This is a genomic window from Cytobacillus solani (assembly GCF_001420595.1).
GTDB lineage: Bacteria > Bacillota > Bacilli > Bacillales > Cytobacillaceae > Cytobacillus > Cytobacillus solani.
This window is the reverse complement of record NZ_LJIX01000006.1, coordinates 4,112,825-4,135,662: the sequence shown is the minus strand read 5'-3', so window position 1 is coordinate 4,135,662 and position 22,838 is coordinate 4,112,825. Positions and strand designations below refer to the sequence as shown.

General features: G+C 38.4%; 25 protein-coding genes and 1 other annotated feature. Of the genes, 11 read left to right on the top strand and 14 right to left on the bottom strand.

The window, feature by feature from the left end; genetic code table 11:
* The first annotated feature begins 348 nt into the window (after positions 1–348).
* The 4 genes from AN957_RS22555 (at position 349) to AN957_RS22540 (ending at position 3,273) form a co-directional block, all read left to right on the top strand.
* The gene (locus tag AN957_RS22555; protein WP_056686124.1) at positions 349–1,566 is read left to right on the top strand and encodes an NAD(P)/FAD-dependent oxidoreductase; all 1,218 of its coding nucleotides are present in this window, start codon (positions 349–351) and stop codon (positions 1,564–1,566) included.
* A 211-nt stretch (positions 1,567–1,777) separates the two neighbouring features.
* Entirely contained in the window at positions 1,778–1,909 is a 132-nt protein-coding gene (locus AN957_RS28195; protein WP_172797670.1) for a YuiA family protein, read from the top strand.
* 122 nt (positions 1,910–2,031) lie between these two features.
* Positions 2,032–2,355, top strand: a complete 324-nt coding sequence (locus tag AN957_RS22545; protein ID WP_053477803.1) for a YuiB family protein — start codon at positions 2,032–2,034, stop codon at positions 2,353–2,355.
* Positions 2,356–2,556: 201 nt separating this feature from the next.
* Complete coding sequence (locus tag AN957_RS22540) at positions 2,557–3,273, top strand: 3D domain-containing protein (protein ID WP_053477804.1); 717 nt, start codon at positions 2,557–2,559, stop codon at positions 3,271–3,273.
* Between the two features lie 86 nt (positions 3,274–3,359).
* On the opposite strand, the gene AN957_RS22535 is transcribed toward AN957_RS22540, so the two are convergent.
* Positions 3,360–3,836, bottom strand: coding sequence for a divergent PAP2 family protein (locus AN957_RS22535; RefSeq protein WP_053477805.1), 477 nt, complete (start codon positions 3,834–3,836; stop codon positions 3,360–3,362).
* Positions 3,837–4,016: 180 nt separating this feature from the next.
* Here AN957_RS22535 and AN957_RS22530 point away from each other — a divergent pair, with 180 nt between their 5' ends.
* The 3 genes from AN957_RS22530 (at position 4,017) to AN957_RS22520 (ending at position 7,421) form a co-directional block, all read left to right on the top strand.
* A complete protein-coding gene (locus AN957_RS22530) occupies positions 4,017–4,394 on the top strand; it encodes a DUF309 domain-containing protein (RefSeq protein ID WP_053477806.1) in 378 nt (125 codons plus the stop codon).
* Positions 4,395–4,454: 60 nt separating this feature from the next.
* Positions 4,455–5,963, top strand: coding sequence for a leucyl aminopeptidase (locus AN957_RS22525; RefSeq protein WP_056686121.1), 1,509 nt, complete (start codon positions 4,455–4,457; stop codon positions 5,961–5,963).
* A gap of 144 nt (positions 5,964–6,107) precedes the next feature.
* Positions 6,108–7,421, top strand: a complete 1,314-nt coding sequence (locus tag AN957_RS22520; RefSeq protein ID WP_056686119.1) for a Na+/H+ antiporter family protein — start codon at positions 6,108–6,110, stop codon at positions 7,419–7,421.
* A 69-nt stretch (positions 7,422–7,490) separates the two neighbouring features.
* Here the strand turns inward: AN957_RS22520 and AN957_RS22515 are convergent, their stop codons facing one another.
* The 4 genes from AN957_RS22515 to AN957_RS22500 all read right to left on the bottom strand — a co-directional run bounded on the left by AN957_RS22515 (position 7,491) and on the right by AN957_RS22500 (position 10,621).
* Positions 7,491–8,012, bottom strand: coding sequence for a MerR family transcriptional regulator (locus AN957_RS22515; protein ID WP_053477809.1), 522 nt, complete (start codon positions 8,010–8,012; stop codon positions 7,491–7,493).
* A gap of 387 nt (positions 8,013–8,399) precedes the next feature.
* Positions 8,400–9,419, bottom strand: a complete 1,020-nt coding sequence (locus AN957_RS22510) for an alpha/beta fold hydrolase (RefSeq protein WP_053477810.1) — start codon at positions 9,417–9,419, stop codon at positions 8,400–8,402.
* Positions 9,397–9,795, bottom strand: a complete 399-nt coding sequence (locus tag AN957_RS22505; protein ID WP_056686116.1) for a hypothetical protein — start codon at positions 9,793–9,795, stop codon at positions 9,397–9,399. The genes AN957_RS22510 and AN957_RS22505 overlap by 23 nt, the downstream gene beginning before the upstream one ends.
* Positions 9,796–9,847: 52 nt before the next feature.
* Complete coding sequence (locus AN957_RS22500; protein WP_053477812.1) at positions 9,848–10,621, bottom strand: glucose 1-dehydrogenase; 774 nt, start codon at positions 10,619–10,621, stop codon at positions 9,848–9,850.
* 240 nt (positions 10,622–10,861) lie between these two features.
* Between AN957_RS22500 and ald the strand changes: the two genes are divergently transcribed.
* The 3 genes from ald to AN957_RS22485 all read left to right on the top strand — a co-directional run bounded on the left by ald (position 10,862) and on the right by AN957_RS22485 (position 14,303).
* Entirely contained in the window at positions 10,862–11,992 is a 1,131-nt protein-coding gene (gene ald, locus AN957_RS22495) for an alanine dehydrogenase (RefSeq protein WP_053477813.1), read from the top strand.
* A 92-nt stretch (positions 11,993–12,084) separates the two neighbouring features.
* Positions 12,085–12,294, top strand: a binding site (T-box leader).
* Between the two features lie 269 nt (positions 12,295–12,563).
* Positions 12,564–13,961 (top strand): proline--tRNA ligase, encoded by a 1,398-nt coding sequence (gene proS, locus AN957_RS22490; RefSeq protein ID WP_053477851.1) that lies wholly within the window; start codon positions 12,564–12,566, stop codon positions 13,959–13,961.
* Between the two features lie 111 nt (positions 13,962–14,072).
* Entirely contained in the window at positions 14,073–14,303 is a 231-nt protein-coding gene (locus AN957_RS22485; protein ID WP_053477814.1) for a hypothetical protein, read from the top strand.
* A gap of 212 nt (positions 14,304–14,515) precedes the next feature.
* Here the strand turns inward: AN957_RS22485 and AN957_RS22480 are convergent, their stop codons facing one another.
* Positions 14,516–14,782, bottom strand: coding sequence for a YuzC family spore coat inner layer protein (locus tag AN957_RS22480; protein ID WP_231690144.1), 267 nt, complete (start codon positions 14,780–14,782; stop codon positions 14,516–14,518).
* A gap of 287 nt (positions 14,783–15,069) precedes the next feature.
* On the opposite strand from AN957_RS22480, the gene AN957_RS22475 reads away from it, so the two are divergent.
* Positions 15,070–15,453 carry a hotdog fold thioesterase gene (locus AN957_RS22475; protein WP_053477816.1) on the top strand — a complete coding sequence of 128 codons (384 nt, stop codon included), beginning with the start codon at positions 15,070–15,072 and terminating at the stop codon, positions 15,451–15,453.
* Between the two features lie 54 nt (positions 15,454–15,507).
* On the opposite strand, the gene mnhG is transcribed toward AN957_RS22475, so the two are convergent.
* The 8 genes from mnhG to AN957_RS22435 all read right to left on the bottom strand — a co-directional run bounded on the left by mnhG (position 15,508) and on the right by AN957_RS22435 (position 22,572).
* Entirely contained in the window at positions 15,508–15,870 is a 363-nt protein-coding gene (gene mnhG / locus AN957_RS22470; RefSeq protein WP_053477817.1) for a monovalent cation/H(+) antiporter subunit G, read from the bottom strand.
* Complete coding sequence (locus tag AN957_RS22465) at positions 15,854–16,138, bottom strand: Na(+)/H(+) antiporter subunit F1 (protein ID WP_053477818.1); 285 nt, start codon at positions 16,136–16,138, stop codon at positions 15,854–15,856. The genes mnhG and AN957_RS22465 overlap by 17 nt, the downstream gene beginning before the upstream one ends.
* Positions 16,138–16,614 carry a Na+/H+ antiporter subunit E gene (locus AN957_RS22460; RefSeq protein WP_053477819.1) on the bottom strand — a complete coding sequence of 159 codons (477 nt, stop codon included), beginning with the start codon at positions 16,612–16,614 and terminating at the stop codon, positions 16,138–16,140. The genes AN957_RS22465 and AN957_RS22460 overlap by 1 nt, the downstream gene beginning before the upstream one ends.
* A gap of 2 nt (positions 16,615–16,616) precedes the next feature.
* Entirely contained in the window at positions 16,617–18,101 is a 1,485-nt protein-coding gene (locus AN957_RS22455) for a Na+/H+ antiporter subunit D (protein WP_053477852.1), read from the bottom strand.
* Positions 18,094–18,435, bottom strand: a complete 342-nt coding sequence (locus tag AN957_RS22450) for a Na(+)/H(+) antiporter subunit C (protein WP_053477820.1) — start codon at positions 18,433–18,435, stop codon at positions 18,094–18,096. The genes AN957_RS22455 and AN957_RS22450 overlap by 8 nt, the downstream gene beginning before the upstream one ends.
* A complete protein-coding gene (locus tag AN957_RS22445; RefSeq protein WP_053477821.1) occupies positions 18,435–18,857 on the bottom strand; it encodes a Na(+)/H(+) antiporter subunit B in 423 nt (140 codons plus the stop codon). The genes AN957_RS22450 and AN957_RS22445 overlap by 1 nt, the downstream gene beginning before the upstream one ends.
* Entirely contained in the window at positions 18,844–21,240 is a 2,397-nt protein-coding gene (locus tag AN957_RS22440) for a Na+/H+ antiporter subunit A (RefSeq protein ID WP_053477822.1), read from the bottom strand. Before AN957_RS22440 ends, AN957_RS22445 begins: the two co-directional genes overlap by 14 nt.
* Positions 21,241–21,555: 315 nt before the next feature.
* On the bottom strand, positions 21,556–22,572 hold the full coding sequence (locus AN957_RS22435; protein ID WP_053477823.1) for a DUF1646 family protein: 1,017 nt from the start codon (positions 22,570–22,572) through the stop codon (positions 21,556–21,558).
* Between the last annotated feature and the right edge of the window lie 266 nt (positions 22,573–22,838).

The window sequence follows — 22,838 nt, the reverse complement described above, 5'->3', positions numbered from 1 at the left end:
CATTCCATCATAAATAATAACATAAATTAATATAAAGCTCACTCTTTGGAAAAAATATTATGAAAAGGTTAAATACTCTAAACATATCCTTGAGGATGAAAAACTAGAAAAGGCGTGGAAACACAAGGGAAATACGTATATACTAAATACATTTTTAAGCTTTTTGGCTTGAAAATCAATTGGAAAAAGCATAATATGTAATGTGAGTATATTGTTAATATTTTATGACATTTTTTCAACATTTTTTTGTCTATTTTAGTGAATAACATCACAAACTATTATCACTAAAAGTACAGCGGTTTCTAAAAATGAACAGTAGAAAATACTAAAAAAGGTGGAAGATACACGTTGAGAAAGGCAAAGATTGTAATTTTAGGAGCAGGTTACGGTGGACTAATGACTGCAACTCGTTTACAAAAAGCAGTCGGAACAAATGAAGCTGAAATCGTATTAGTGAATAAGAATAGCTACCACTATGAAACAACTTGGTTACATGAGGCATCTGCAGGTACTTTACACCATGACCGCGTTAGATATGATATAAAAAATGTAATTGACACGAATAAGGTAGACTTTATTCAAGGCACAGCAGTTGAAATTAAGACTGAGGATAAAAAGGTCATTTTAGAAAATGGTGAAATCGATTATGACTTTTTAGTCGTAGCTTTAGGTGGAGAGTCTGAAACATTTGGCATTAAGGGATTAAAAGAATATGCTTTCTCCATTGTAAATGTAAATGCCGCTCGTCAAATTCGAGAGCATATTGAATATCAATTTGCTACTTATAATACAGAAGAAGAGAAAAAGGATGAGCGCTTAACCATTGTTGTTGGTGGCGCTGGATTTACAGGAATTGAATTCCTTGGAGAACTAGGAAACAGAATTCCAGAACTTTGCAAAGAGTACGATGTTGATTTCCAAAAGGTAAAAGTCATTTGTGTAGAAGCAGCACCAATGGTACTGCCAGGATTTGATCCGGAGCTTGTGAATTATGCGGTTGCCTATTTAGAAAAGAAGGGTGTCGAATTCCGTATTGGCACAGCGATTAAGGAAGCCACTCCAGAAGGAATCATTGTTGGAAAAGGGGAAGAGGAAGTCGAAGAAATTAAGGCAGGTACAGTTGTATGGGCTGCTGGTATTCGTGGGAATTCAATCATTGAAAAATCAGGCTTCGAGGCTATGCGTGGACGTGTAAAGGTTCATTCAGATTTACGAGCTCCTGGACATGATCATGTATTTATCATTGGCGACTCTTCCTTAGTCATTAATGAGGAAATCAATCGCCCTTATCCGCCGACTGCGCAGATTGCTATGCAGCAAGGAGAGACTTGTGCTAGAAATCTTGTTGCTTTAATTCGCAATAAATCTGATTTAGAAACGTTTAAGCCAGATATTAAAGGAACAGTATGTTCCCTTGGTGAAGATGATGCAATTGGGGTAGCGTTTGGTAAGAAAATGATTGGGACTAAAGCTTCGTTTATGAAGAAAATGATTGATAATCGTGCATTGTACATGATTGGCGGTCCTTCACTTGTATTGAAAAAAGGAAAATTTAATATTTTATAATAGAACTTTAAAAGGGTCAGGCTTCTAGCCAGACCCTTTTGTTTTTATTTTTTGATATTTCGTAAAATTTAAAGAATGAATGAGGAAATTTAAGATAATCCAGATTGTATGCGTTACCAGTGGAGATTTTTCGCGAAATTTAGAGCTTTTCAAATTCTATTATTCTTGGTATATTATCAGAAAATTCAGTTACAAAAAGGAGATGGAGAAAATGAAAACAAAGAACTATGAAAAATCAAATGGATGTACGTACTGCTCAGGAAAAGGATATTTTCAGCTTCTCCTTGGCGGTTCAGAAACTTGCACATGCTGCAGTGGATCTGGAAAGAAAAAAGAATCGTAAAATTAGTTGCTCCGCCAATGGCGGAGTTTTCTTTTCTATGGGGGAGCTCCCCCTATTTTTATTGACTCCCATTTGCACATTCAGTACACTAAATATTGATGTGTAAAGGGAGGAACAAAACGATGGAAATGACTATTTTCGTATTGCCTATTTCAATGCTGCTCTTTTTTGTCCTGTTTTTTGGGATTGGTTTTATTTTAAATATGCTATTAAGAATGTCTTGGATTATGGCTATTGTCTATCCGATTATTGCTATCTTCATTATTGATAAAGTTCGATTTATAGAATATTTTTCTAATAGTAAAGAGTCATTTGCAAGTCTAGGTTCTGAATTAACCCAGCTCGCCACTGCTGATATTCTCATTTTATTGAGTGGTCTTGCAGGTGCAATTGGAGCGGGTATTACGATAAAAATCCTCCGTAAAAAAGGATATCAAATGTTTTAAACTCAAAATCTCTGCCCATAAGCAGAGGTTTTTTATTTTATTTAAAATTTTGTAAATTAGTAGCTGTTTTCTTGGAAACAAAGGGTTTTTTATCAGGAAAAGGATAGATTTATTGTTCTTCTTTCCACATTATTTATTCCTTTCATGAATATTTCTTTAAATCTTGGGAAATGAATATTCTTGGGAGGAGTGAAATTATAAATGAGAAGAATAAAAAATTGGACAAGACGAATAATAATGTCAACTCTATTCATTGCGGCATTTTTAACGACTTTCCAGTCTATTTCGGGAGTGGAGGCAAGATCTCTTGTAAATTATTTAAGTAGTGAAGAGATGGGCACAAACGAACAGTCTGATCAAAATCATTTTGACCATACATTAAAAAAGGTTGGAGTAGCTTTTAAATTTTTAAAACGATTTGTGAATGGTGATTTGCAAATTTCATCGAGCAAGGAAGTGTCAGGACATTCGCCGACCTTAGAGGAAGCAATTGATTGGACGCAGTATCCAATCAAGACAGTTGTGGCAACAGGCTATACTGCTTATTATGAATCAACCGGCAAGCATCCTGGTCATCCAAGCTTTGGGATTACATATTCAGGGGTAAAGGTAAAGAGGGATTTGTATTCCACGGTTGCTGCAGATTTAAATGTTTTTCCGATTGGAACGATTCTTTTTGTACCTGGATATGGGTATGGGGTTGTTGCTGATAAAGGTGGAGCGATTAAGGGAAATAAAGTAGATCTCTATTATGAGACAGTTGAAGATGTATACAATAATTGGGGCAAAAAAACATTGGATGTCTATGTTGTCGAAATGGGTGACGGCACCTTAACAGAAGAGGAGCTTCATGCATTGAATGAGAATGAATCCATGCAAGTTTTCCGCCAGCAATATACGAAATCCGAACAGGAATAAGTGTTTCTGCTCTATATGAATGAAAATAATTTAGATGAAAAAACAGGTAACCCGGTTAAAATAGGTACCTGTTTTTTATGTTCTATCTAATGAAGTACGAAATGAAGACCTAATGTTAAAAGAATGCCTGTCAGTCCTCCGAAAAAAACTTCGATTGGTTTATGACCGAGAAGCTCCTTCAATTCTCTCCTTTTTTCCTGTTCGGCTTTCTTCTGCCAAACCTTGGCCTCTTCAATTAAACGATTGAAATCGGATACTAATTGATTTAAGACAATGGCTTGTTCCCCTGCTTGCCGGCGTACGCCCGTTGCATCAAACATCGTGATGATGGCAAAAACGGCTGACACGGCAAATAAAGCGGAATCTAGACCAGTTTCTAAAGCAACACCAGTGGAAAGAGCGGTTACGGCAGCAGAGTGAGAACTTGGCATCCCTCCAGTGCTTGTCAAGAGTGCCCAATTAAGTTTTCTGTAGGCAATGAAATGAATTGGAACTTTGACAAATTGAGCAAAGAAGATGGCTGCAATGGCAGCCCATAAGGGGAAATTCATTAATAATTCCATGTGGAAACCACCTTTATCGCAGATCATAACGAACCTTATTGAAGGCAGATTACGTTGATCCAATTAATAAAATAAGTGCTCAACTTCTATCCCGTTTGTTAAGATGATAATAATAATTTAAAGAGAGTGCAATTCTTTTTTTATAAAGTTATTGTTAACGAGTACGAGGGAGGCATTCAATTGGAGGAGTATCCGCTTGAGTATTATGAGTTTTTTGTGAAGTTTAATGAAGGGGATTACTATACTTGCCATGACCTTCTGGAAGAGATGTGGATGACCGATAAAGGGAATTTATTTTTCAAAGGATTGCTGCAAATGAGTGTAGCTATCTATCATTATGAATATGGAAATGTGAAGGGGGCGAGATTGATGATGGGAGCCGCCAATGAATATTTGCAGGCTTACCGTCCAAAGCATTGGGGGCTTGATCTGGAGCATGTATACTCATTTATTGAAAAGGCTTTAGTGATCTTTCCGGGAAAAATTGATCGAGTCCCCTTTGAGGAAGTAAATACGCTTCCGAAATTGCCAGAATTAATTTTATTTCTAGAAGATTAGCTAGTCGAAATTGTTTCCTGTTTCCTGATATAATGAAAGCAACTTTATGGGGGTGACAAAATGTTTACTGTAAAAAGAGAAATCAATTTTTCGAATGAACATGAATGTTTGATCATTGGTTTATTTGAGAAACCAAACAAATTTGATGGCGTTCTTGCACAACTAGATCAGCAATTTGAAGGACAATTAACGGAGCTCGTCAAAAGCAAGGACCTTTCAGCAAAGAAAAAAGCAGTAACAAAAGTACATACATTTGGACGTATGGGTGCGAAGAGATTATATGTTGTTGGTCTTGGCCGTGAAAAGGATTACTCCTTTGATGTGTTGCGGGAAGCACTTGGAAAGACCTTTAAGGTTGTTAAGTCTTCTACGATTCAGGAAGCTGCTGTTTATCTAGATTCTTTCCTAAATGAAAATGTGGATGCACTAGATGCAGCACATGCGGTTAGTGAGGCTTTCGCTTTATCTACCTATCGTTTCGCAGGATATAAGCAAAAATCGAATGAACCAGCAAAGAATATTGAAGATATGACTGTTTATAGTGAAGTAGCGGATGAAGAGGATGTAAAAGCTTCGTTAACAGTTGGCTATGCACATGGAAAAGGAACAAACTCAGCTCGTACACTTGTGAACCTGCCGGGAAATATGCTTACCGCTACAGACATGGCTAATTATGCGAAAGAGCTAGCATCTAAGTATGATTTCGAAGCGGAAATTCTTGAAAAAGAAGATATGCTAAAGCTAGGGATGGGCGCCTTACTTGCTGTAAACCAAGGGTCTACTGAACCGCCAAAAATGATTGTCCTGAAGTATCAAGGAAAAGAAGAATGGAAGGACGTTATTGGTTTAGTTGGCAAAGGCATTACCTTTGATACTGGCGGCTATTCTATTAAGTCAAAGGACGGCATTGTCGGAATGAAAACCGATATGGGAGGAGCCGCGGCTGTTCTTGGAGCGATGGAGATTATCGGTGAATTAAAACCTGAGCAGAATGTTGTCGCAGTTATTCCTTCTACTGACAATATGGTTAGCGGGAACGCATTTAAACCAGATGATGTGATTACATCAATGAGCGGCAAAACGATTGAAGTATTGAATACAGATGCGGAAGGACGGCTTGTGCTTGCTGATGCAGTTACATATGCGAAGCATCATGGAGCAAATTATTTAGTGGATGTAGCCACTTTAACTGGCGGGGTAATCGTGGCGCTTGGAACGGAAACGACTGGTGCGTTAACGAATAATGAGGCATTATGGGAGCAGGTCCTAGAGGCATCCTATGAGGCTGGAGAGCCAATTTGGCGTTTGCCTTTATTTGAAAAAGACAAACAAAGAGTTAGAAGCAGTAAAATCGCAGATTTAAACAATTCACCTGGCCGTGAAGGTCATGCCATCATGGGTGGCGCTTTTGTCGGTGAATTTGCAGAGGATACCCCTTGGGTACACTTGGATATTGCAGGAACATCTACAACTCGCAAGGAGCATGACCTTGGACCAGCAGGAGCAACTGGAGTAATGGTCCGTACACTCGCCTTGTTTGTAGAAAGATTTGAAACTGAATCGAATTAAGTTTAAAGCTTCGGAATAATTTTCCGAAGCTTTTTTTTGATACAAGTTGACAAAAAGCGATAGGATATGATAATTTTATACTCATATTTTAGTTCTCTACCAATTTACCAAAGTAAAGTAAGATTATGAGAGAGGGTTATCATCATGAATGCAGTCATCATAGCAGTTTTTGTTATGCTTGTATTAAGTCTTTTACGCGTAAATGTCGTTTTATCTTTAATTGCAGGAGCGCTAGTCGGTGGTTTAACTGGAGGCTTAAGTATAAATCAAACAATTGAGGTCTTCTCAAATGGGCTTGGAGGAAGTGCTGAGGTAGCATTAAGCTATGCCTTGTTAGGAGGATTTGCCATTGCTATATCAACCACAGGCCTGCCGAATTTACTAGTGGAGTGGATTCTTCAGAAGGTTGGAAGAGAAGGAGATTCCAAAGGAAAGAAACTTTCTAAAGCACTGATTGTCTTATCTATTTTAATCATGGCTTGTTTTTCCCAAAATGTGATTCCGATTCATATTGCTTTTATCCCTATTCTCATTCCGCCTTTATTAAGGGTAATGAATGAATTAGGTATTGACCGCCGCTTGATCGCTTCAGTCTTGACCTTTGGTTTAACGGCACCTTATATTTTGCTTCCAGCAGGTTTTGGACAGATTTTTCACGAAATCCTAGCAGACAACATGAAAAGCAGTGGATTGGCCGTTGACTTGAGTGATATTCCCAAAGCCATGCTGATCCCAACAGCTGGACTTGTAGTCGGACTGCTAGTTGCTATATTTATATCATACCGAAAGACAAGAAACTATCAGCAAAGTAAAATAGAGGAAATAGAAAAGGCAGGATACTCAAAAGCAGGGATTATTTTCTCTATCATTGCTATTATTGCTGCACTTCTTGTTCAAATTAAGCTCGATTCCATGATTTTTGGGGCATTAACTGGAATTCTTGTTATTTATATAAGCGGTGCGGTGAAATGGCGTGAAGCAGATCAGCTGTTAACAGAAGGGATGAAAATGATGGCCTTCATTGGTTTCGTTATGCTGTCAGCCTTTGGATTTGCTGATGTGCTTAAAGAAACTGGAGATGTAGAAAGCCTCGTAAAACAGTCTGCGGCAATTATTGGCGGAAGCAAATCACTTGCTGCGCTCCTTATGTTAATTGTCGGTCTTATTGTAACGATGGGAATTGGTTCATCCTTTTCAACGATTCCAATCATTGCAACGATTTTTGTTCCGCTTGCGCTTGAAATAGGCTTTAGTCCAATGGCTGCGATTGCGTTAGTTGGAACTGCTGCAGCACTAGGAGATGCGGGTTCGCCAGCATCTGACAGTACATTAGGACCTACAGCCGGATTAAATGTAGACGGCCAGCATAATCATATTTGGGATACCTGTGTGCCAACATTCCTTCATTATAATATCCCGTTAATCCTCTTTGGATGGCTGGCCGCAATGATTCTTTAATTTTTTAACATGCAGCTCCTATAAATGGGAGCTGTATTTCTTTTTTTAAAATTTCAATGGATGAGGGATTTAGAAGCCAAATAAAGAGGTAATAAGATTTTTCCTTTTGCTTTTCTTCCTTGGTAATTCCTTATCGAAAACGAATACATGATCGGATGGGATATGCTGATTCTCCTTATTTATCCCTTCTTCAAGGCATTGTATTCTCTTATTTAACATCTCTACCTCAGCTTGCAGCTCCTCAATTTCCCGCCGATGCTGTAAAAGCTGATAGGATACAACATCATCCGCCTTTTTATTTAGTCTTTGCTCGAACTCGTTCATTCTTGCTAGAAGTTTCTCAGAAAATGGATCATTTCCGGCTGATTTTACTACACCGGTACGCGTCTTTTTTCGTTCTACCGTTACATCCTGAATCATGACCCCCTTTTTTAGCTGTTCCTGAACTTGTTTTAGCAGCTGAATATCCTCGTCTGTAAATGAATAATGCCCGAGTTCATTCCTTTCCATTTGGAGCTCCAGCTGCTTCACCCATCGTTGGATTGTGCTTGATGAAACCCCTAATAACTTTGCGACAGCACTTGTATTCATCCTGAAACCTCCTTAAGCTTCCCTTTTAATAGTGGATTCTCTGAGTTAAAAGCAGATTCCTTCCCGTATGACAAAACAAGTTTCTTTTCGGCAAAGAAAGAGGATTTATTACAAGTTTTTTCCGGCTCATTATTCAAAAAGAAAAGCCATACAAAAAAGTATGGCAAAAGGAATGAATCGGTCTTTACTATTTTTTAATCAAAGCTAAAAAAGTCTTTAAACACAATTGCTGCATATCCCAAATACCCATGAAGAGTTTGATTGGCAGTGGCAGGTATCTTAGGGGGTAACAAATAAAACATACGCATCCTCCTTTTTTAAAATGCTTTCCCCTGCTGATTCATGTCATCATCAGCAGGGGAAGTCACATGAAACCTTTCATATCATCTAATTGGAGCGGTCAGACAGCCACTTGTCTAAATAACCTGGTGCTTTGCCTTCTTTTGCAAGACTCCCGTGGCCTCCTTCGAGAATATGGAAGGATTTATCTATACTTGAAACATGGTCGACGATCGGCAGGATTTGTTCGATTGGAATCAGTCGATCATGACTAGCGCCTACTGCCATTAAATTCGCTGTAATATTTTCTAGTTTAGCTGGTTGATCTCCAATTACTAGATTCCCATTGATAAGTTTATTTTCTTTCTCAAAGTCAACTGCCATCTGCTTTAATGCTGCAGCAGATAAAGGGATGTGACTGTTGGTCCAATAATTAAAGCGACTCCATTTTAAATTTCGCTCTTCATCGTCTGCATGGCTTAAAAGAGAAAGATAAGGAGAGTAAGAGATGGGTACTGTAGCTAGCCGCATCCCCCTTTTAACATATGCGGGAGGGATAATTCCCCAAGCATCTAATATTGGATTAAGATTGATCTCTCCATTTTGGAGCATTTTTACGCCTTCACTGAAAATAGGCATGACACTAAAATCAATCGGAGCAACAGAAATAATAAGATTTTTAATTGGTTCATCGGCAATGGTTGCATAGATAGCAGCAAACGTACCGCCCATACAAAAGCCCATTAATGTGATTTCTGACGCGTTTGAATGGAGCAGTGCTCGTTGAACGCCTTTTTTTATATAGCGAAGAATGTAATCATCCACTGTCAAATCTTTATCTTCATATCCAGGTATTCCGAAATCAAGGAGATACACCTCGTACCCGCTAGAGGTAAAAGCTTCGATTAAGCTATATTTAGGACCAAGATCAAGAATAAATGGTTGATTAATAAGTGAGTAAATCAAAAAAAGCGGTACCTTATATTTTTTATTTTCTGAAGGATAATACCAAAGAGTGGCTTTGTTTTTCTTCCAGATGGCAGTTCGTGGTGTCAGTCCAACCTCAGGTTCTAAGGCAGAAATCGTTTTGATAAAGCCCGTCCATCTATTTATTTTTGGAGTACTCATATTTTTCCCTCTCCCATCTATTTGAGGAAGAAAAGGAAGGACTATTTACAATTGTGTCCTTAAATTCTTCAAAGGACCGGTTTAATTGCGTGACTTGCTCTTCTAATAAATCCAATTTCTCTTCGGCTTGGATAAATAATTTTGTTGTGTTGGCTACGTCGTTTTTTGTTGGAAAATTAAAGGCGATCGATAAGGTTTCGACTGTTTGCTGCAGCTTGCTTATGGAAGCAGCTACAAGCCGTGATTGATTATTCACTGCTTTTAGAATGGATGGTTGATTAAGTGCATCATGAATGGAGTTGTTTAGACCCAACTCTACCTTCAGACCTAATTTCTTGACAGCATTTAGTATTTCTTGCGTGTGGTTTGTAGTCATTATATACGCTCCTTTCTTAGTAACTATCGTTAAGCGGGGCGCTTCCGCTTTTTTATATTCCTGATATCAGCCCGCCATCAATGACGAGTACTTGACCAGTTATATAGTCAGAAGCATTTGAGGATAGGAAAAGGGCTGCTCCTTTAATATCCTGATCAGTGCCAAAGCGACCAGCAGGTATTCTTTTTAAGATAATATGGCTTGTTTGATCAAATGCCTTTGTTTTTTTACTAGGAAAAAATCCTGGAGCAATGGCATTCACTTGAATATTATGCTGTGCTAGCTTTATTGCTAAATCTTTCGTTAATGCATTGACAGCGCCTTTACTTGTACTATAAGCAATAGCATCTAGGAAAGCAGGATTCGTTCCTTTGATTCCAGTTATGGATGAAATATTGATAATTTTCCCATTTCCTTGCTGAGCCATTATTTTGCCCGCTGCCTGCGAAAATAGGAACATTCCTTTCAAATTCACATTCATGACTTTATCCCATTGATCAGCCGTTATTTCTAGTGTAGGAGCAATCCAAGAGGTGCCGCTATTGTTAATAAGAATATCAATCGTGCCAAAGTGCTGAACCGTTTGATCTATTACAGCTTGAATATCCGCTTGGTTTGTAATATCGCATGTTATTGCTAACGATTGTACGCCTTTTTTCACTAGCTGCTCACTAATCTTTTGACAGTCTTCTAGATTTCTAGAGCAGATGACTACATTTGCCCCTGCCTCTGCTAGTGCATTGGCCATTTGTTCCCCAAGCCCTTTTCCTCCGCCTGTTACAATGGCCGTTCTATTCTGTAAATGAAATAAATCCATTACATCCAAATGATATCCCTCCTTATAATTAGTTTTCGAGTAAATGTCTTCGTTATAGTATAGACAAGCATAAGAAGAAGGGTGTCAAAAATGAATCGTTTGCCCGGAAATACCGCGCTTTGAATGGCTTGTCAAACAATTATGTGGATTTTGAAAATAAAGAGGATTGGTGTTGATTATTCTAATTCTTATCATTATACTTAGGGTAGTTTTGATAATAAAAGAGTTGTATAGAAAGGGGAAAATACAATGATTATCGGAGTACCTAAGGAAATAAAGAATAATGAGAACCGTGTGGCAGCAACCCCTGCTAGCGTGTATACATTAGTTCGTGCAGGACATCAAGTTTTAGTAGAAACAGATGCTGGCCTTGGAAGCGGTTTCACTAATGAGGATTACAAGGAAGTTGGAGCAGAAATCGTCTCTACAGCAAAAGAGGCTTGGGCTGCAGAAATGGTTATGAAGGTAAAAGAGCCGCTTGAATCCGAATATACATATTTCCGTGAAGGCCTAGTGCTTTTCACATACTTACACTTAGCTGCAGAGCCTGAATTAGCAAAGGCTTTAGTTGAAAAGGGTGTTACGGCAATTGCATATGAAACAGTGGAAGTCAATCGTACATTGCCATTGCTTACACCTATGAGTGAAGTAGCTGGCCGTATGGCTACTCAAATTGGCGCACAATTCTTACAAAAAACAAATGGCGGCAAAGGAATTTTGCTAGCTGGTGTTCCTGGCGTTTCACGCGGCAAGGTAACGATTGTCGGAGGCGGTGTTGTTGGTATTAATGCGGCTAAAATGGCAATCGGCTTAGGAGCTGATGTGACAATTATTGATTTAAGCCCAGAACGTCTTCGCCAACTTGATGATATTTTTGGAAACAGCATTCAAACCTTAATGTCTAATCCATTCAATATTGCTGAAGCAGTGAAGGAAAGTGATCTTGTTGTTGGCGCTGTCCTTATTCCAGGAGCTAAGGCACCGAAGCTTGTTACAGAAGAAATGGTTAAAACGATGTCTCCTGGCTCTGTCGTAATTGATGTGGCTGTTGACCAAGGTGGAATTTTTGAAACAGTAGATCATATTACAACACATGATAACCCAACATATGAAAAGCATGGGGTTGTTCACTATGCAGTTGCGAACATGCCTGGTGCCGTTCCAAGAACATCTACAATTGCATTAACAAATGTAACGATTCCTTATGCATTGCAAATTGCAAATAAAGGTGTCAAGAAAGCAATTGATGAAAATCCTGCATTAAAGCTTGGTGTGAATGTTGTAAACGGCAGCATCACATATGAGGCAGTTGCAAGAGATCTTGGATATGATTATGTAACAGTGGACTTGGCATTTGAAAATGCTGCAGCAGCAAAATAATTGAAGATTCCCTTTGGCAAACTGTCAAAGGGATTTTTTGTGAGATCATCGATTGACATTTGAAACAAATATTTATATAATTTCAAAAAAATAGTTAAACATTGATGAGGAATAGTAAAATGTGCACTGTTTATTATAGAGAGGGAGCCAATTGCTGAAAGGGTCCTATAAGCAGCCATTTGAACCTGTCTCTGAGTTCTGTATCATTTAAAGATTACAGCGGGTTTACATCCCGTTATCATGTATGAGTGTAAAGCTTTGCTTTAAATTAGGGTGGTACCGCCAAGTGATTGGTCCCTATTTTATCGTAAAGCTTTTTTATTTTACGGCTGTATTAAAGCTGCATGTTGATAATTGTACTGGTTGATTGTAACGAAAGGCGCGAGACTCCTGCGGGAGATGTAGGACAGGTGAGACCCCGCAGGAGCGTATGCGACGAGGAGGCTCACCGCCTATCTCGCGGAAAGCGAGTGCCTGTAGCGAAAATCAGCAGCCATGTTTAACACAGCCCATTTTATAAGAAATTGAGGTGGATTAAGTGGGAAAAGAGTTTGTAAAAGATATTACGGCAATGGAAGTCGATTTTGCCCAGTGGTATACAGATGTTGTTACAAAAGCAGATTTGATTGATTATTCAAGTGTACGCGGTTCAATGATTATCCGCCCCTATGGATATGCTTTATGGGAAAATATCAAAAATGAGTTAGATGATCGAATCAAAGAAACAGGGCATGAAAATGTCTATATGCCACTGTTTATCCCTGAGAGTCTTCTTCAAAAGGAAAAGGATCATATCGAGGGGTTCGCTCCAGAAGTGGCATGGGTAACGCATGGCGGGGAAGAGGAATTAGCAGAACGATGGTGTGTAAGACCAACATCTGAGGTATTATTCTGTGAGCACTATAAAAACATTATTCACTCATATCGCGATTTGCCAAAACTGTACAACCAGTGGGCAAATGTGGTGAGATGGGAGAAAACGACACGTCCGTTCTTACGTACGCTAGAGTTCTTATGGCAAGAGGGGCATACGTGCCATGCGACAGATGAGGAAGCTCATGAAGAAACGGTTAGAATGCTTGATGTGTATGCGGATGTTTGTGAAAATGTGCTTGCTATCCCGGTTGTGAAAGGGCAAAAAACGGATAAAGAGAAATTTGCCGGGGCGAAATACACGTATACAATTGAAAGCCTGATGCATGATGGAAAAGCATTGCAGTCAGGTACTTCACACCATTTAGGTGATGGGTTTGCAAAGGCTTTTGGCATTCAGTTTACAGATCAAGAGGGGAAATTGCAGTATGTACAGCAAACATCATGGGGCTTTACGACACGTATTATTGGCGCAATGATTATGGTTCATGGAGATGACAGAGGACTAGTTATTCCTCCAAAGGCAGCCCCAACTCAACTGATGATTGTTCCTATTGCCCAACATAAGGAAGGGGTTCTTGATTACGCATATGGCTTGAAAGAAACATTAGCCCGTATTGCCCGTGTCGATATTGATGCAAGTGATAAAAAGCCAGGATGGAAATTTAATGAATATGAAATGAAAGGTGTTCCATTACGACTTGAAGTTGGTCCAAAGGATATGGAAAAGCAGCAAGTCGTTTTGGTAAGAAGGGATACAGGAGAAAAGATCTTTGTACCTACTGATCATTTGGAAGCAAAGATTACTGAAATTCTCGATGATATTCAGAGACAACTATTTGAAAAGGCAAAAGAACTTCGTGAAGAAAAAACGTATGTGGCCCTAAATCATGGGGAATTGAAAGAAACATTCGCGCAAAAGACAGGATTTGTTAAAGCAATGTGGTGTGGCGACAGAAGCTGTGAGGATCAGATAAAAGAAGAAACAGGTGCAACCTCAAGATGCATGCCTTTCAATCAAGAAGCTGTTTCAACAGAATGTGTATGCTGTGGAAAAGAAGCGGAGAAATTAGTTTACTGGGCTAAAGCGTATTAATAACTGGGGAACCTCTAAAGGGAAACTGCTCAATATGTATAAAAGCCCACTCAAATCGGGTAAAAAAAGCATATGAAGTAGTGTAGGAATAAATATTAGGAGGTTACCCAGATGTATAATATTAGAAGAGGCCCACATCCAGGGGATACAAGGTTCTTTTTTGCCGGTCCATTGGTTGGTGGATTATTTGGAGGGTTAATAGGTGGCTTTGCTGGAGCAGCAATCGCTAGACCTCGTCCATTTTACGGGCCTGTGCCATATTATGGACCGCCCCCATTTTATGGACCTTATCCTGCCCCCGCTCCATATGGATATGGTGGCTTCGGAAACCCATATTATTAAAAGAGGAAAGGAAAAAAGCTCTCTTACAAGCGGGAGAGCTTTTTTTGTCTTGAAAAAGTATTGTCTAGCGCAAGGGTCCTATCGCCTATCAAAATTCAGGTCTCCTCCCTACGATAAGTCAACATCGGTTAACTCCCCTTATCGTGTTTCCTTTATCGTGCCGTTGTCCCCTCCAGTTTGTAAGAACGATGATCAATGCGCTTGAGCTTTTCTTATGACCATCGTAATTTAAGTGTCAATTTACAACAGTCATTATAATCTTTACCTGAATCAAAATGTAGGTTCAGTCCGTCTGGCGTGTAAGTAACTTTTGGAATCACTTTAATTCCTGTTGATTTAATCAATTGTTCGACTTTCTCCATTTTTGATTGCTGCGCAGCAGTCATCAAATCAAATGAGAACTTTTTGGATTTAGCCATTTCTGCTAGTAAATGACTCGCTTCTTTCATAATAATTGCCATGTCCTTTGCTGAGGTCATAAACATTCCTGGATCAACATTTTGATATTGTCTATAAGTATTGTGCGGGGAATAATAATAGTTGCAATAAGGATAAAAGGGTGGATAGCTTAGTTTGCAAGGATAGAAATATCGGGGGGTCATGGTTAGCCTCCCCTTTCCGTTATAAATTCACATCATTTTCCTATTTATGAAATCAATATATGCAGATTGGGCTTTTTCTGTGTTTTTACAATCATTATCTTTTAAAGTGGTAAGAATATTCTGTTATAGTAGTAAATAAAGAGAATGGAAAGGAGAAAAGAAGCATGAATATAGAAAATACACTTATAAGTGCTCTTGGAATAGAAATTACTACCCTTGAAAAGGGAAAGGTTGTGGCAACGATGCCTGTTGATGATCGGACAAGGCAGCCCTTCGGCTTGCTGCATGGAGGAGCTTCAGTTGCTTTAGCAGAAACAGTCGCAAGCATCGGTGCTTTTGAGCTCGTGGATAAGGCAACGGAATCGGTTGCCGGACTGGAGATTAATGCCAACCATGTAAGAGGAAAGCGGGAGGGAATGGTGACTGCCACTGCAACCGTCCTTCATCAAGGAAGAACAACTATGGTATGGGATATAAAAGTAGTTGATGAAGAAGAAAAGCTAATTTGTGTTTCAAGATGTACCATGGCTGTGATTAAAAGAAAATAGGCAAAAGGGACTGATCTATGAAGATTAGTCCCTTTTATCTCTTTTCGTTCTCTATTATTGTTTTTTCTGTACTGGGGTTGTTTCTTTCAGCTTTAAGTCATCCTGTACACTCTTGTCCCAAAGCTTAACACCGGAATTATAAGCGGCACGGCTGATTAGGTGACCGGCAACTGGAGAGGTGACGAAGATAAATACAATCCCAAGAATGACCCGTGAATTCACTTGACCTTCTTCCATATAAAAGTAAAGAAACGTGCCAAGTAAAACTGCCAACACTCCTAAGGTTGCGGCCTTTGAAGCAGCATGGTTTCTCGTATACACATCAGGAAGTCTAAGTACACCAAATGCCGCAACAAGGCTTAGGAAGGCACCAATAAGTATTAATGCTACAATGATAATTTTAAAGATCTCGATCACGTTCTAGAGCAACCCCTTTTTCTAAATATTTGGAGAATGCTACTGTTCCAATAAAAGAGAGAATCCCAAGCAGTAAGATAACCTCTAGAAAAGCGTTTGTATCTAAGAAAATGGACACGAGTGCAACAATCGCAACGAGATTAATTCCTATCGCGTCAAGTGCAACAATTCGATCAGGCATGGAAGGCCCTTTAATGAGCCTGTATATTAATCCTAGAATAGCAATCGACATGCAAAGGATCGCAATTTTAACAGCTATTAAAATCATTATCGGCTCACCTCCATAATGGCTTTCTCGAATGTATTTTTGATGGAATCAATCGCTTCCTGCGCATCATCCATATCGATGGTATGGATATAAAGAATTTTATTATCTTCAGAGACATCGACTACAAGTGTCCCTGGTGTTAATGTAATTAAATTTGCCAAAATGGTAATTTCCCAATCCTTTTCCAAAACGGTTGGCAGTGCAAAAATGCCAGGTTTAATATCAAGCTTTGGTTTTAGTACTAGTTTTAAAACGCTGATATTTGAAAGGATTAGCTCTTTTATGAAGAGAAGTCCTAAACTAATAATGGCAATGACTCTTCCCAAATAGAAGCGAGAGCTAAAAAACCGTCTAAAAGTGAAGAGAATAACCATACCGAATAAATATCCTTTTAAAAAGGCAACTGGCTCGTATGACAGAGTGAAAAACATCCATAGAAAACCGAGAAACACATTTAATAAAATTTGAAAGGCCATACTTACCACTCCTTTAAGACTGCATCAATATAAATACTCGGATTAGCAAGTGTTTCGGCAGCCTGTGAGATATAAGGGAAGATAAATTCAGAACCTGCCCCATACAATACCGAAATTGTCACGAGAATAACGGGTGCAATTAAGAGCTTTCGTACAGGTACCTTGTCTTCCCCTTTATAATCCTGCGGAGTTCCCCAGAAACCATTAATAAAGATCTTCATGATAGAAAATAATACGAGTAAGCTTGAGGTAAGGACGATACCAGCTCCCCAATAATGCTCGCTTTCGAATCCGCCTTTGACGATCAAGACCTTGCCAACAAACCCGCTAAACGGAGGAATTCCTGCAAGAACAAGTGCAGCAAGGAAGAATGTCCAGCCAAGTCCAGGGTATCGTTTAATCAACCCGCTAATCTTTCTTAAATCGCTCGTTCCGGTAATGGCAATAATAATGCCAATTAATAAGAAAAGACCTGCTTTGATTATCATATCGTGGATAAGATAAAATACGGAGCCAGCGATAGAATCTGGAGTCATAACAGAAACCCCGAAAAGAATCACACCAATAGCAACGATGATATTATATATGATAATTTTTTTAATATCTGAGAAAGCAATGGCCCCTATAACACCAACGATAATCGTGATAATCGTTAGAATCATTAGCAGCTGATGGGTATAGCCTGTATCATGTATGAAAAATAATGTATAGGTCCTCATAATCGCATAGACCCCGACTTTCGTCAGCAATGCACCAAACAAAGCCATAACCGGTGCTGGTGGAGCGTAGTACGATCCAGGCAGCCAGAAGTATAACGGGAATATACCTCCTTTTAATCCAAAAACGATTAAAAATAGAACAGCTATGACTGTAATGATTCCGGATTGGCCAAGCTCATTTAGACGAACTGAAATATGAGCCATATTTAACGTTCCAACAACAGAGTATAGATAAGCAACGGCAATCACAAATAAAGCAGATGAAATGACATTGACTAAAATATACTTAATTGTTTCACGCAATTGAATTTTTGTTCCTCCAAGAACAAGCAAAACATAGGAGGCCATAAGTAAAACCTCAAAGAATACAAACAGGTTAAAGATATCTCCTGTTGTAAAAGCCCCAATTACCCCAACAATTAGAAAGTTCAATGCAGGGTAATAAAAATACCTTTCCCTTTCAATGCCGATTGATCGAAAAGAATAGATGACACTTGTTAAAGCAATAATTGTTGTCGTTAAAACAAGTAGAGCTGAAATCATGTCCGAAACAAGTGTAATTCCAAAGGGAGCCTGCCAGCTAGAAACATCTAATGTTAGAATTCCATCATTTCTTACTTTTTGCACAAGCAAAAACGCAATAATAACGTTAAAGAAAGCTGAAAAAGCAGCAATCCATCGCTGTATGACAACATTCTTAGCAAAGAAGATTAAAAGGATTCCTGTAAGAAATGGAATTAGCAGCGGTAAAATCAAAAAGTTAATCATTTCCTTCATTCCCTCTCAATCTCTCTGTATTATCAGTGCCAAGCTCTTTATATGCCCGGTAGGCAAGCACTAAGAAGAAAGCAGTGACACCAAAGCTAATGACAATAGCAGTTAGGATCAATGCTTGTGGAATTGGATCCGTATAAGAACTTGCTTCCTCACCAAGTAGCGGGACAGTTCCTCGCTTTAAGCCTCCCATTGTCAAAATCAGGAGGTGTGCACCATGACTGAGTAAGCCCGTGCCAATAATGATCCGCAATAAACTTTTTGAAAGCATTAAATAGGTTGCAGACATGAATAATATGCCGATTACAAAAGCCATTACTATTTCCATTATTCATCCTCCCCAATCGTTTGAATAATGGTCATTGTTACACCGACAACAACTAAAAAAACCCCAAGATCAAATATTGTTGCTGTATGTAGAGCTGTATCGCCCAATATCGGTAAATCTACATGACCAAAGGCATGAGTAAGGAGAGGAACATTGAATAATAATGCGCCTGCTGCCGTTCCGCCCGCAAAAAGCAGTCCTGTTGCAGCCATATAGATATAATTAACAGGTAATATTAGACTAACTGTCTTCATATCAAATGCCAACATCAGTAAGATGATTGCCCCTGATGTGAGCAAGCCCCCAACAAAGCCGCCACCAGGTGTGTAATGACCAGCAAAAAAGATATGAAAAGAGAAAAGAATAATGATAAACAAGACAACTTTTGTTGTTGTTTGTAAAATAAGGTCATTTGTTTTCATTTTTCTTTTTTCCTCCCATTCGTAATTTAATCATTGCAAAAATCCCTAAAGCTGCAATCGTCAATACGGTAATTTCAAACAATGTATCAAAGCCGCGGAAGTCTACAAGAATGACGTTAACCATGTTTTTGCCTGCAGCCTCTGTATATGTGTTTTCTACATAGTATTCAGCAATTGAATCGAATACTTTATTGCTGTGTGCGGATAAAGCAATTACTGTCACAATCGCTCCAACACCAATAGAGATGATGGCATTTGTAAGTTTGAATCTATTTCTTTCTTCATTCCTATTCTTTGGCAGGTGATAGAAACATAGGAGGAATAAAGCAACCGAAATCGTTTCAATAACGAGCTGTGTGAGTGCCAAATCAGGTGCACGGAATAGTACATAAAACAATGACACTGTATAACCGACTGCCCCTAAAAGGATAATCGCGGTCATCCTTGATTTTACAAATAAGATACTTATGGAACCGATCACAACAGCCAAAGCAAGCAATACTTCATAAAAACCTATGGATGAAATATTACTCGTATCAAATGTAAATGCATTTTTTACAGCGATTGTTGTCGCTAGGATAAAAATGAAAAATGCAAAAATATAAACGAGATAAGAACGAATCGAACCATTCATATACGTTTTTGTTAATTTATTTGAAGCATGTTGGATCATCTCTAATCCACTATCATACAATCGATTAAATGTTAGCTTCTTCGGGAAGATGTTGTATACTTTTCTCCATTTTGGCAGTGTAAGGAATAGAAGAATTCCTAAAGCAATCACACCGATTGTCATGAATAATTCAGGTTTAAATCCATGCCAGAAGCTAATATGAACATCAATATCATTATTTGGCAAAATAGATTCCAGTGCCGGTGAGATGATGCTGTTTGAAAGAATGTTAGGGAAGAACCCGATAATAATCACAAGTGAGGCAAGAACGATCGGAGATATTAACATGCCCATCGGTGCTTCATGAGGTTTCTTCTCTAATTTTTCTGGCTGATATTTTCCTGTAAAAGTTTTAAATACAAGGATCATACTGTAAATAAAAGTAAATACACTAGCAATCCAAGCGATAACAGGGAAGAGCATGCCCCATGTTTCAAAGTTGAATATATTAAGCTCTGTGACACGGATCATTCCTGTAAAGAACATTTCCTTACTTAAAAATCCATTGAATGGCGGCAGCCCTGCCATTGAAAATGTTCCGATAATGGCTAATGTGAAGGTAATGGGCATAAAATTCATCAAGCCGCCAAGTTTGCGGATGTCTCTTGTTCCTGTTTCATGGTCGACAATTCCGACTACCATAAATAGACTGCCTTTGAAAGTGGCATGGTTAAATAGATGAAAGACAGCCGCTGCAGTTGCTGCACCGAAAAAACTATTGTCGATATCATCAAAATGAAGGGCAGCAGCACCGAGTCCGAGAAGGGACATAATCATCCCAAGCTGACTGACGGTTGAAAAAGCGAGAATCGCTTTTAGGTCTGTCTGTTTCACTGCATTAAAGGAACCCCAGAACAATGTGACAATCCCAAAGCCAGCAACAAGCCATAGCCAAAGTCCTTCAGAAGCAAAAACAGGTGTCATTCGAGCGACTAAATAAATACCAGCTTTAACCATTGTCGCTGAGTGCAGGTAGGCACTGACAGGTGTTGGTGCTTCCATTGCATCAGGCAGCCAGATGTGAAAAGGAAACTGAGCTGATTTTGTAAATGCGCCTAGCAATATACAAACTAATGCTGGGATAAATAATGGGCTTGTTGAAATAGCAGCTGCTTGGTCAATAATCTCGGAAATATTGAATGATCCCGTCATGATATAGAGAAGAATGATTCCTCCAAGCATAGACAAGCCGCCAAACACGGTAATAAGCATAGATTTCTGTGCACCGTATCGAGACTTTTCTCGATCATACCAAAAGCCGATTAACAAAAAGGATGAGAAGCTTGTGAATTCCCAGAATGTATACAATACGATTAAGTTATCTGATAAGACAACTCCTAGCATTGCACCCATAAATAATAGTAAGTATACATAGAAGGTATTAAGCTTTTCTTTATCCTTTGCTAAGTAATAAATTGAATACAATACCACTAAAGAGCCGATACCTGTAATCAGTAAGGCAAATAACAGACCTAATCCATCTACTTTTGCGATAAAGTCAACCCCAAGAGCAGGTATCCAAGGTACGGATTCGGTTATTGTCTGATGGGTAGAAGTGATAGATATAAACGATAGAAAATAACTGAATAGCAGGATGGGCAGTGGAAGAACGAACCAGCCCGTATGTACTTTCCTAAAGAGCTTGTACAAAATAGGAATGAAGATGGCAAGTAAAAATGGTGAAAGAATTGCCAGATGCAGCAAAGACAAATCATAACCCCCTTATAAAGTTTGCGATAATACTCCTATTATTCTTCTACATAAAAGGCAGCAGTATCACATATAGTTTGAAATTATTGTACTAGTTCCTATAGTAATAACTGAAAAACAGCTATAAATAGTAATTATGTTTAGTAGTGGGAGAAGGTTTGTGTTAAAAACTTACTATCTTGGGGTGGTTAAAGCTTGATGTCGATTAAAAACATAGAATAGGTACCATCATTTATTTATATAAAAAGGGTGACGGCATATCCTTTGTCAGGATTTTCGTCACCCTTTCATTTGCGCCTATTATCCAAACCCTGGTTATCCGAAAATAAGAATGACAATAAAATATACTACCATTGTAATTAAACCAACTGGAACGCCAAAACGAGCCCATTCCTTGCTGGTAATATTCAATTTTCCGGCAGCAATAATATTCGGGATATTTCCAGGGATAAGCATTCCACCACTAATAATTAGTCCTAACAAAATGGCTTTAATTGTCGGTGCATCCATGGATGGACTGATTTCAGCAGCAGCAAGTGTAGCATTATCCAATACTGCAGAAATCATATTAATCCAATAAAGTACATATGGGCTTAGATCAAGCAAGTATTTTTCAATAAATGGTTCAAAGCCTGATCCAAGTAACGTTAAGCCCATTACGAATAAATAAATTTTTACTGAACGAATAATAATTTCTTTATAACTTTCTTTTTGAAGACCAGCATTCAGACCGTTATCACTTTCTTTCGGGTTAACCAGGATAGCAGCAAGGATTCCGAAAATAGCAACAGCTGGAATAACATCTGAACCAATTAATTTAATTAAATAGAAGAAGTCTTCATTTAATTTACTGATTGTTATTGTTGCAAGCGGTTCGCCAATCGGTGTTAATGCAGCACCAAGCCCAATTGAGAAACAAGCTAAAACTACAAGGCGAATTTCAGACTTGCGGTCAAGACGCAACACACTAACTATTACGACAAGAACAATGGCAGCAATAATAGCTGTAATTATACTGGAGATAAGTCCAAGAATAATAACGACAAGTGCTAAAAATAATCGGAAAGGAATGGCTTTGCTTATTCCGAGTATCCCTTTTTCCATTGGCGTTTGACACCATCTAAATAATAAGCCAGCAATAAGCACAGCTAATGTGATATGTATAGGGTCTTCAAGTGCTTTTATAAATAACTCCCCGTCAAGCACTTGACTAATCATTGCAGCTGCAATACCCATTATAAATAAGAACACTTCTAAATTATGTTCTACAGCTTTAACTGTAAATGGCAAAAATAAAACTAGTGCCAATATAATAGTTAATCCTAAAATCATGATGTCCCAGGTCCTTTTCTATTTTTATTTATATTATATCATGTAAATTCGGGAAATCTTCAATGATTTTGTTTTTTCTATCATCTTCAATGCTGATTAATAAATAGGTAGAAACACGTAAATTTATAGAAAAAAATTTTTGAGATTTATCAGTTGTCAAGTTATAAAAGGATGTTTTTTGGTAAGAAAGGGTTAAAAATAGTAAATTTTTGTGAAAAATTGAAAAGTTTTTCTATAATAAAGTACGTATAATCATTCATCTTTTT

What these genes read in the sequence shown, in the direction of transcription:
- AN957_RS28195 (WP_172797670.1), top strand. Translation starts at nt 1,778, where the DNA reads ATGAAAACAAAGAACTATGAAAAATCAAATGGATGTACGTACTGCTCA.
- AN957_RS22545 (WP_053477803.1), top strand. Translation starts at nt 2,032, where the DNA reads ATGGAAATGACTATTTTCGTATTGCCTATTTCAATGCTGCTCTTTTTT.
- AN957_RS22540 (WP_053477804.1), top strand. Translation starts at nt 2,557, where the DNA reads ATGAGAAGAATAAAAAATTGGACAAGACGAATAATAATGTCAACTCTA.
- AN957_RS22535 (WP_053477805.1), bottom strand. Translation starts at nt 3,836, where the DNA reads ATGGAATTATTAATGAATTTCCCCTTATGGGCTGCCATTGCAGCCATC.
- AN957_RS22525 (WP_056686121.1), top strand. Translation starts at nt 4,455, where the DNA reads ATGTTTACTGTAAAAAGAGAAATCAATTTTTCGAATGAACATGAATGT.
- AN957_RS22520 (WP_056686119.1), top strand. Translation starts at nt 6,108, where the DNA reads ATGAATGCAGTCATCATAGCAGTTTTTGTTATGCTTGTATTAAGTCTT.
- AN957_RS22515 (WP_053477809.1), bottom strand. Translation starts at nt 8,012, where the DNA reads ATGAATACAAGTGCTGTCGCAAAGTTATTAGGGGTTTCATCAAGCACA.
- AN957_RS22510 (WP_053477810.1), bottom strand. Translation starts at nt 9,419, where the DNA reads ATGAGTACTCCAAAAATAAATAGATGGACGGGCTTTATCAAAACGATT.
- AN957_RS22505 (WP_056686116.1), bottom strand. Translation starts at nt 9,795, where the DNA reads ATGACTACAAACCACACGCAAGAAATACTAAATGCTGTCAAGAAATTA.
- ald (WP_053477813.1), top strand. Translation starts at nt 10,862, where the DNA reads ATGATTATCGGAGTACCTAAGGAAATAAAGAATAATGAGAACCGTGTG.
- proS (WP_053477851.1), top strand. Translation starts at nt 12,564, where the DNA reads ATGGAAGTCGATTTTGCCCAGTGGTATACAGATGTTGTTACAAAAGCA.
- AN957_RS22485 (WP_053477814.1), top strand. Translation starts at nt 14,073, where the DNA reads ATGTATAATATTAGAAGAGGCCCACATCCAGGGGATACAAGGTTCTTT.
- AN957_RS22480 (WP_231690144.1), bottom strand. Translation starts at nt 14,782, where the DNA reads ATGACCTCAGCAAAGGACATGGCAATTATTATGAAAGAAGCGAGTCAT.
- AN957_RS22475 (WP_053477816.1), top strand. Translation starts at nt 15,070, where the DNA reads ATGAATATAGAAAATACACTTATAAGTGCTCTTGGAATAGAAATTACT.
- AN957_RS22465 (WP_053477818.1), bottom strand. Translation starts at nt 16,138, where the DNA reads ATGATTTTAATAGCTGTTAAAATTGCGATCCTTTGCATGTCGATTGCT.
- AN957_RS22460 (WP_053477819.1), bottom strand. Translation starts at nt 16,614, where the DNA reads ATGGCCTTTCAAATTTTATTAAATGTGTTTCTCGGTTTTCTATGGATG.
- AN957_RS22455 (WP_053477852.1), bottom strand. Translation starts at nt 18,101, where the DNA reads ATGATTAACTTTTTGATTTTACCGCTGCTAATTCCATTTCTTACAGGA.
- AN957_RS22450 (WP_053477820.1), bottom strand. Translation starts at nt 18,435, where the DNA reads ATGGAAATAGTAATGGCTTTTGTAATCGGCATATTATTCATGTCTGCA.
- AN957_RS22445 (WP_053477821.1), bottom strand. Translation starts at nt 18,857, where the DNA reads ATGAAAACAAATGACCTTATTTTACAAACAACAACAAAAGTTGTCTTG.
- AN957_RS22435 (WP_053477823.1), bottom strand. Translation starts at nt 22,572, where the DNA reads ATGATTTTAGGATTAACTATTATATTGGCACTAGTTTTATTTTTGCCA.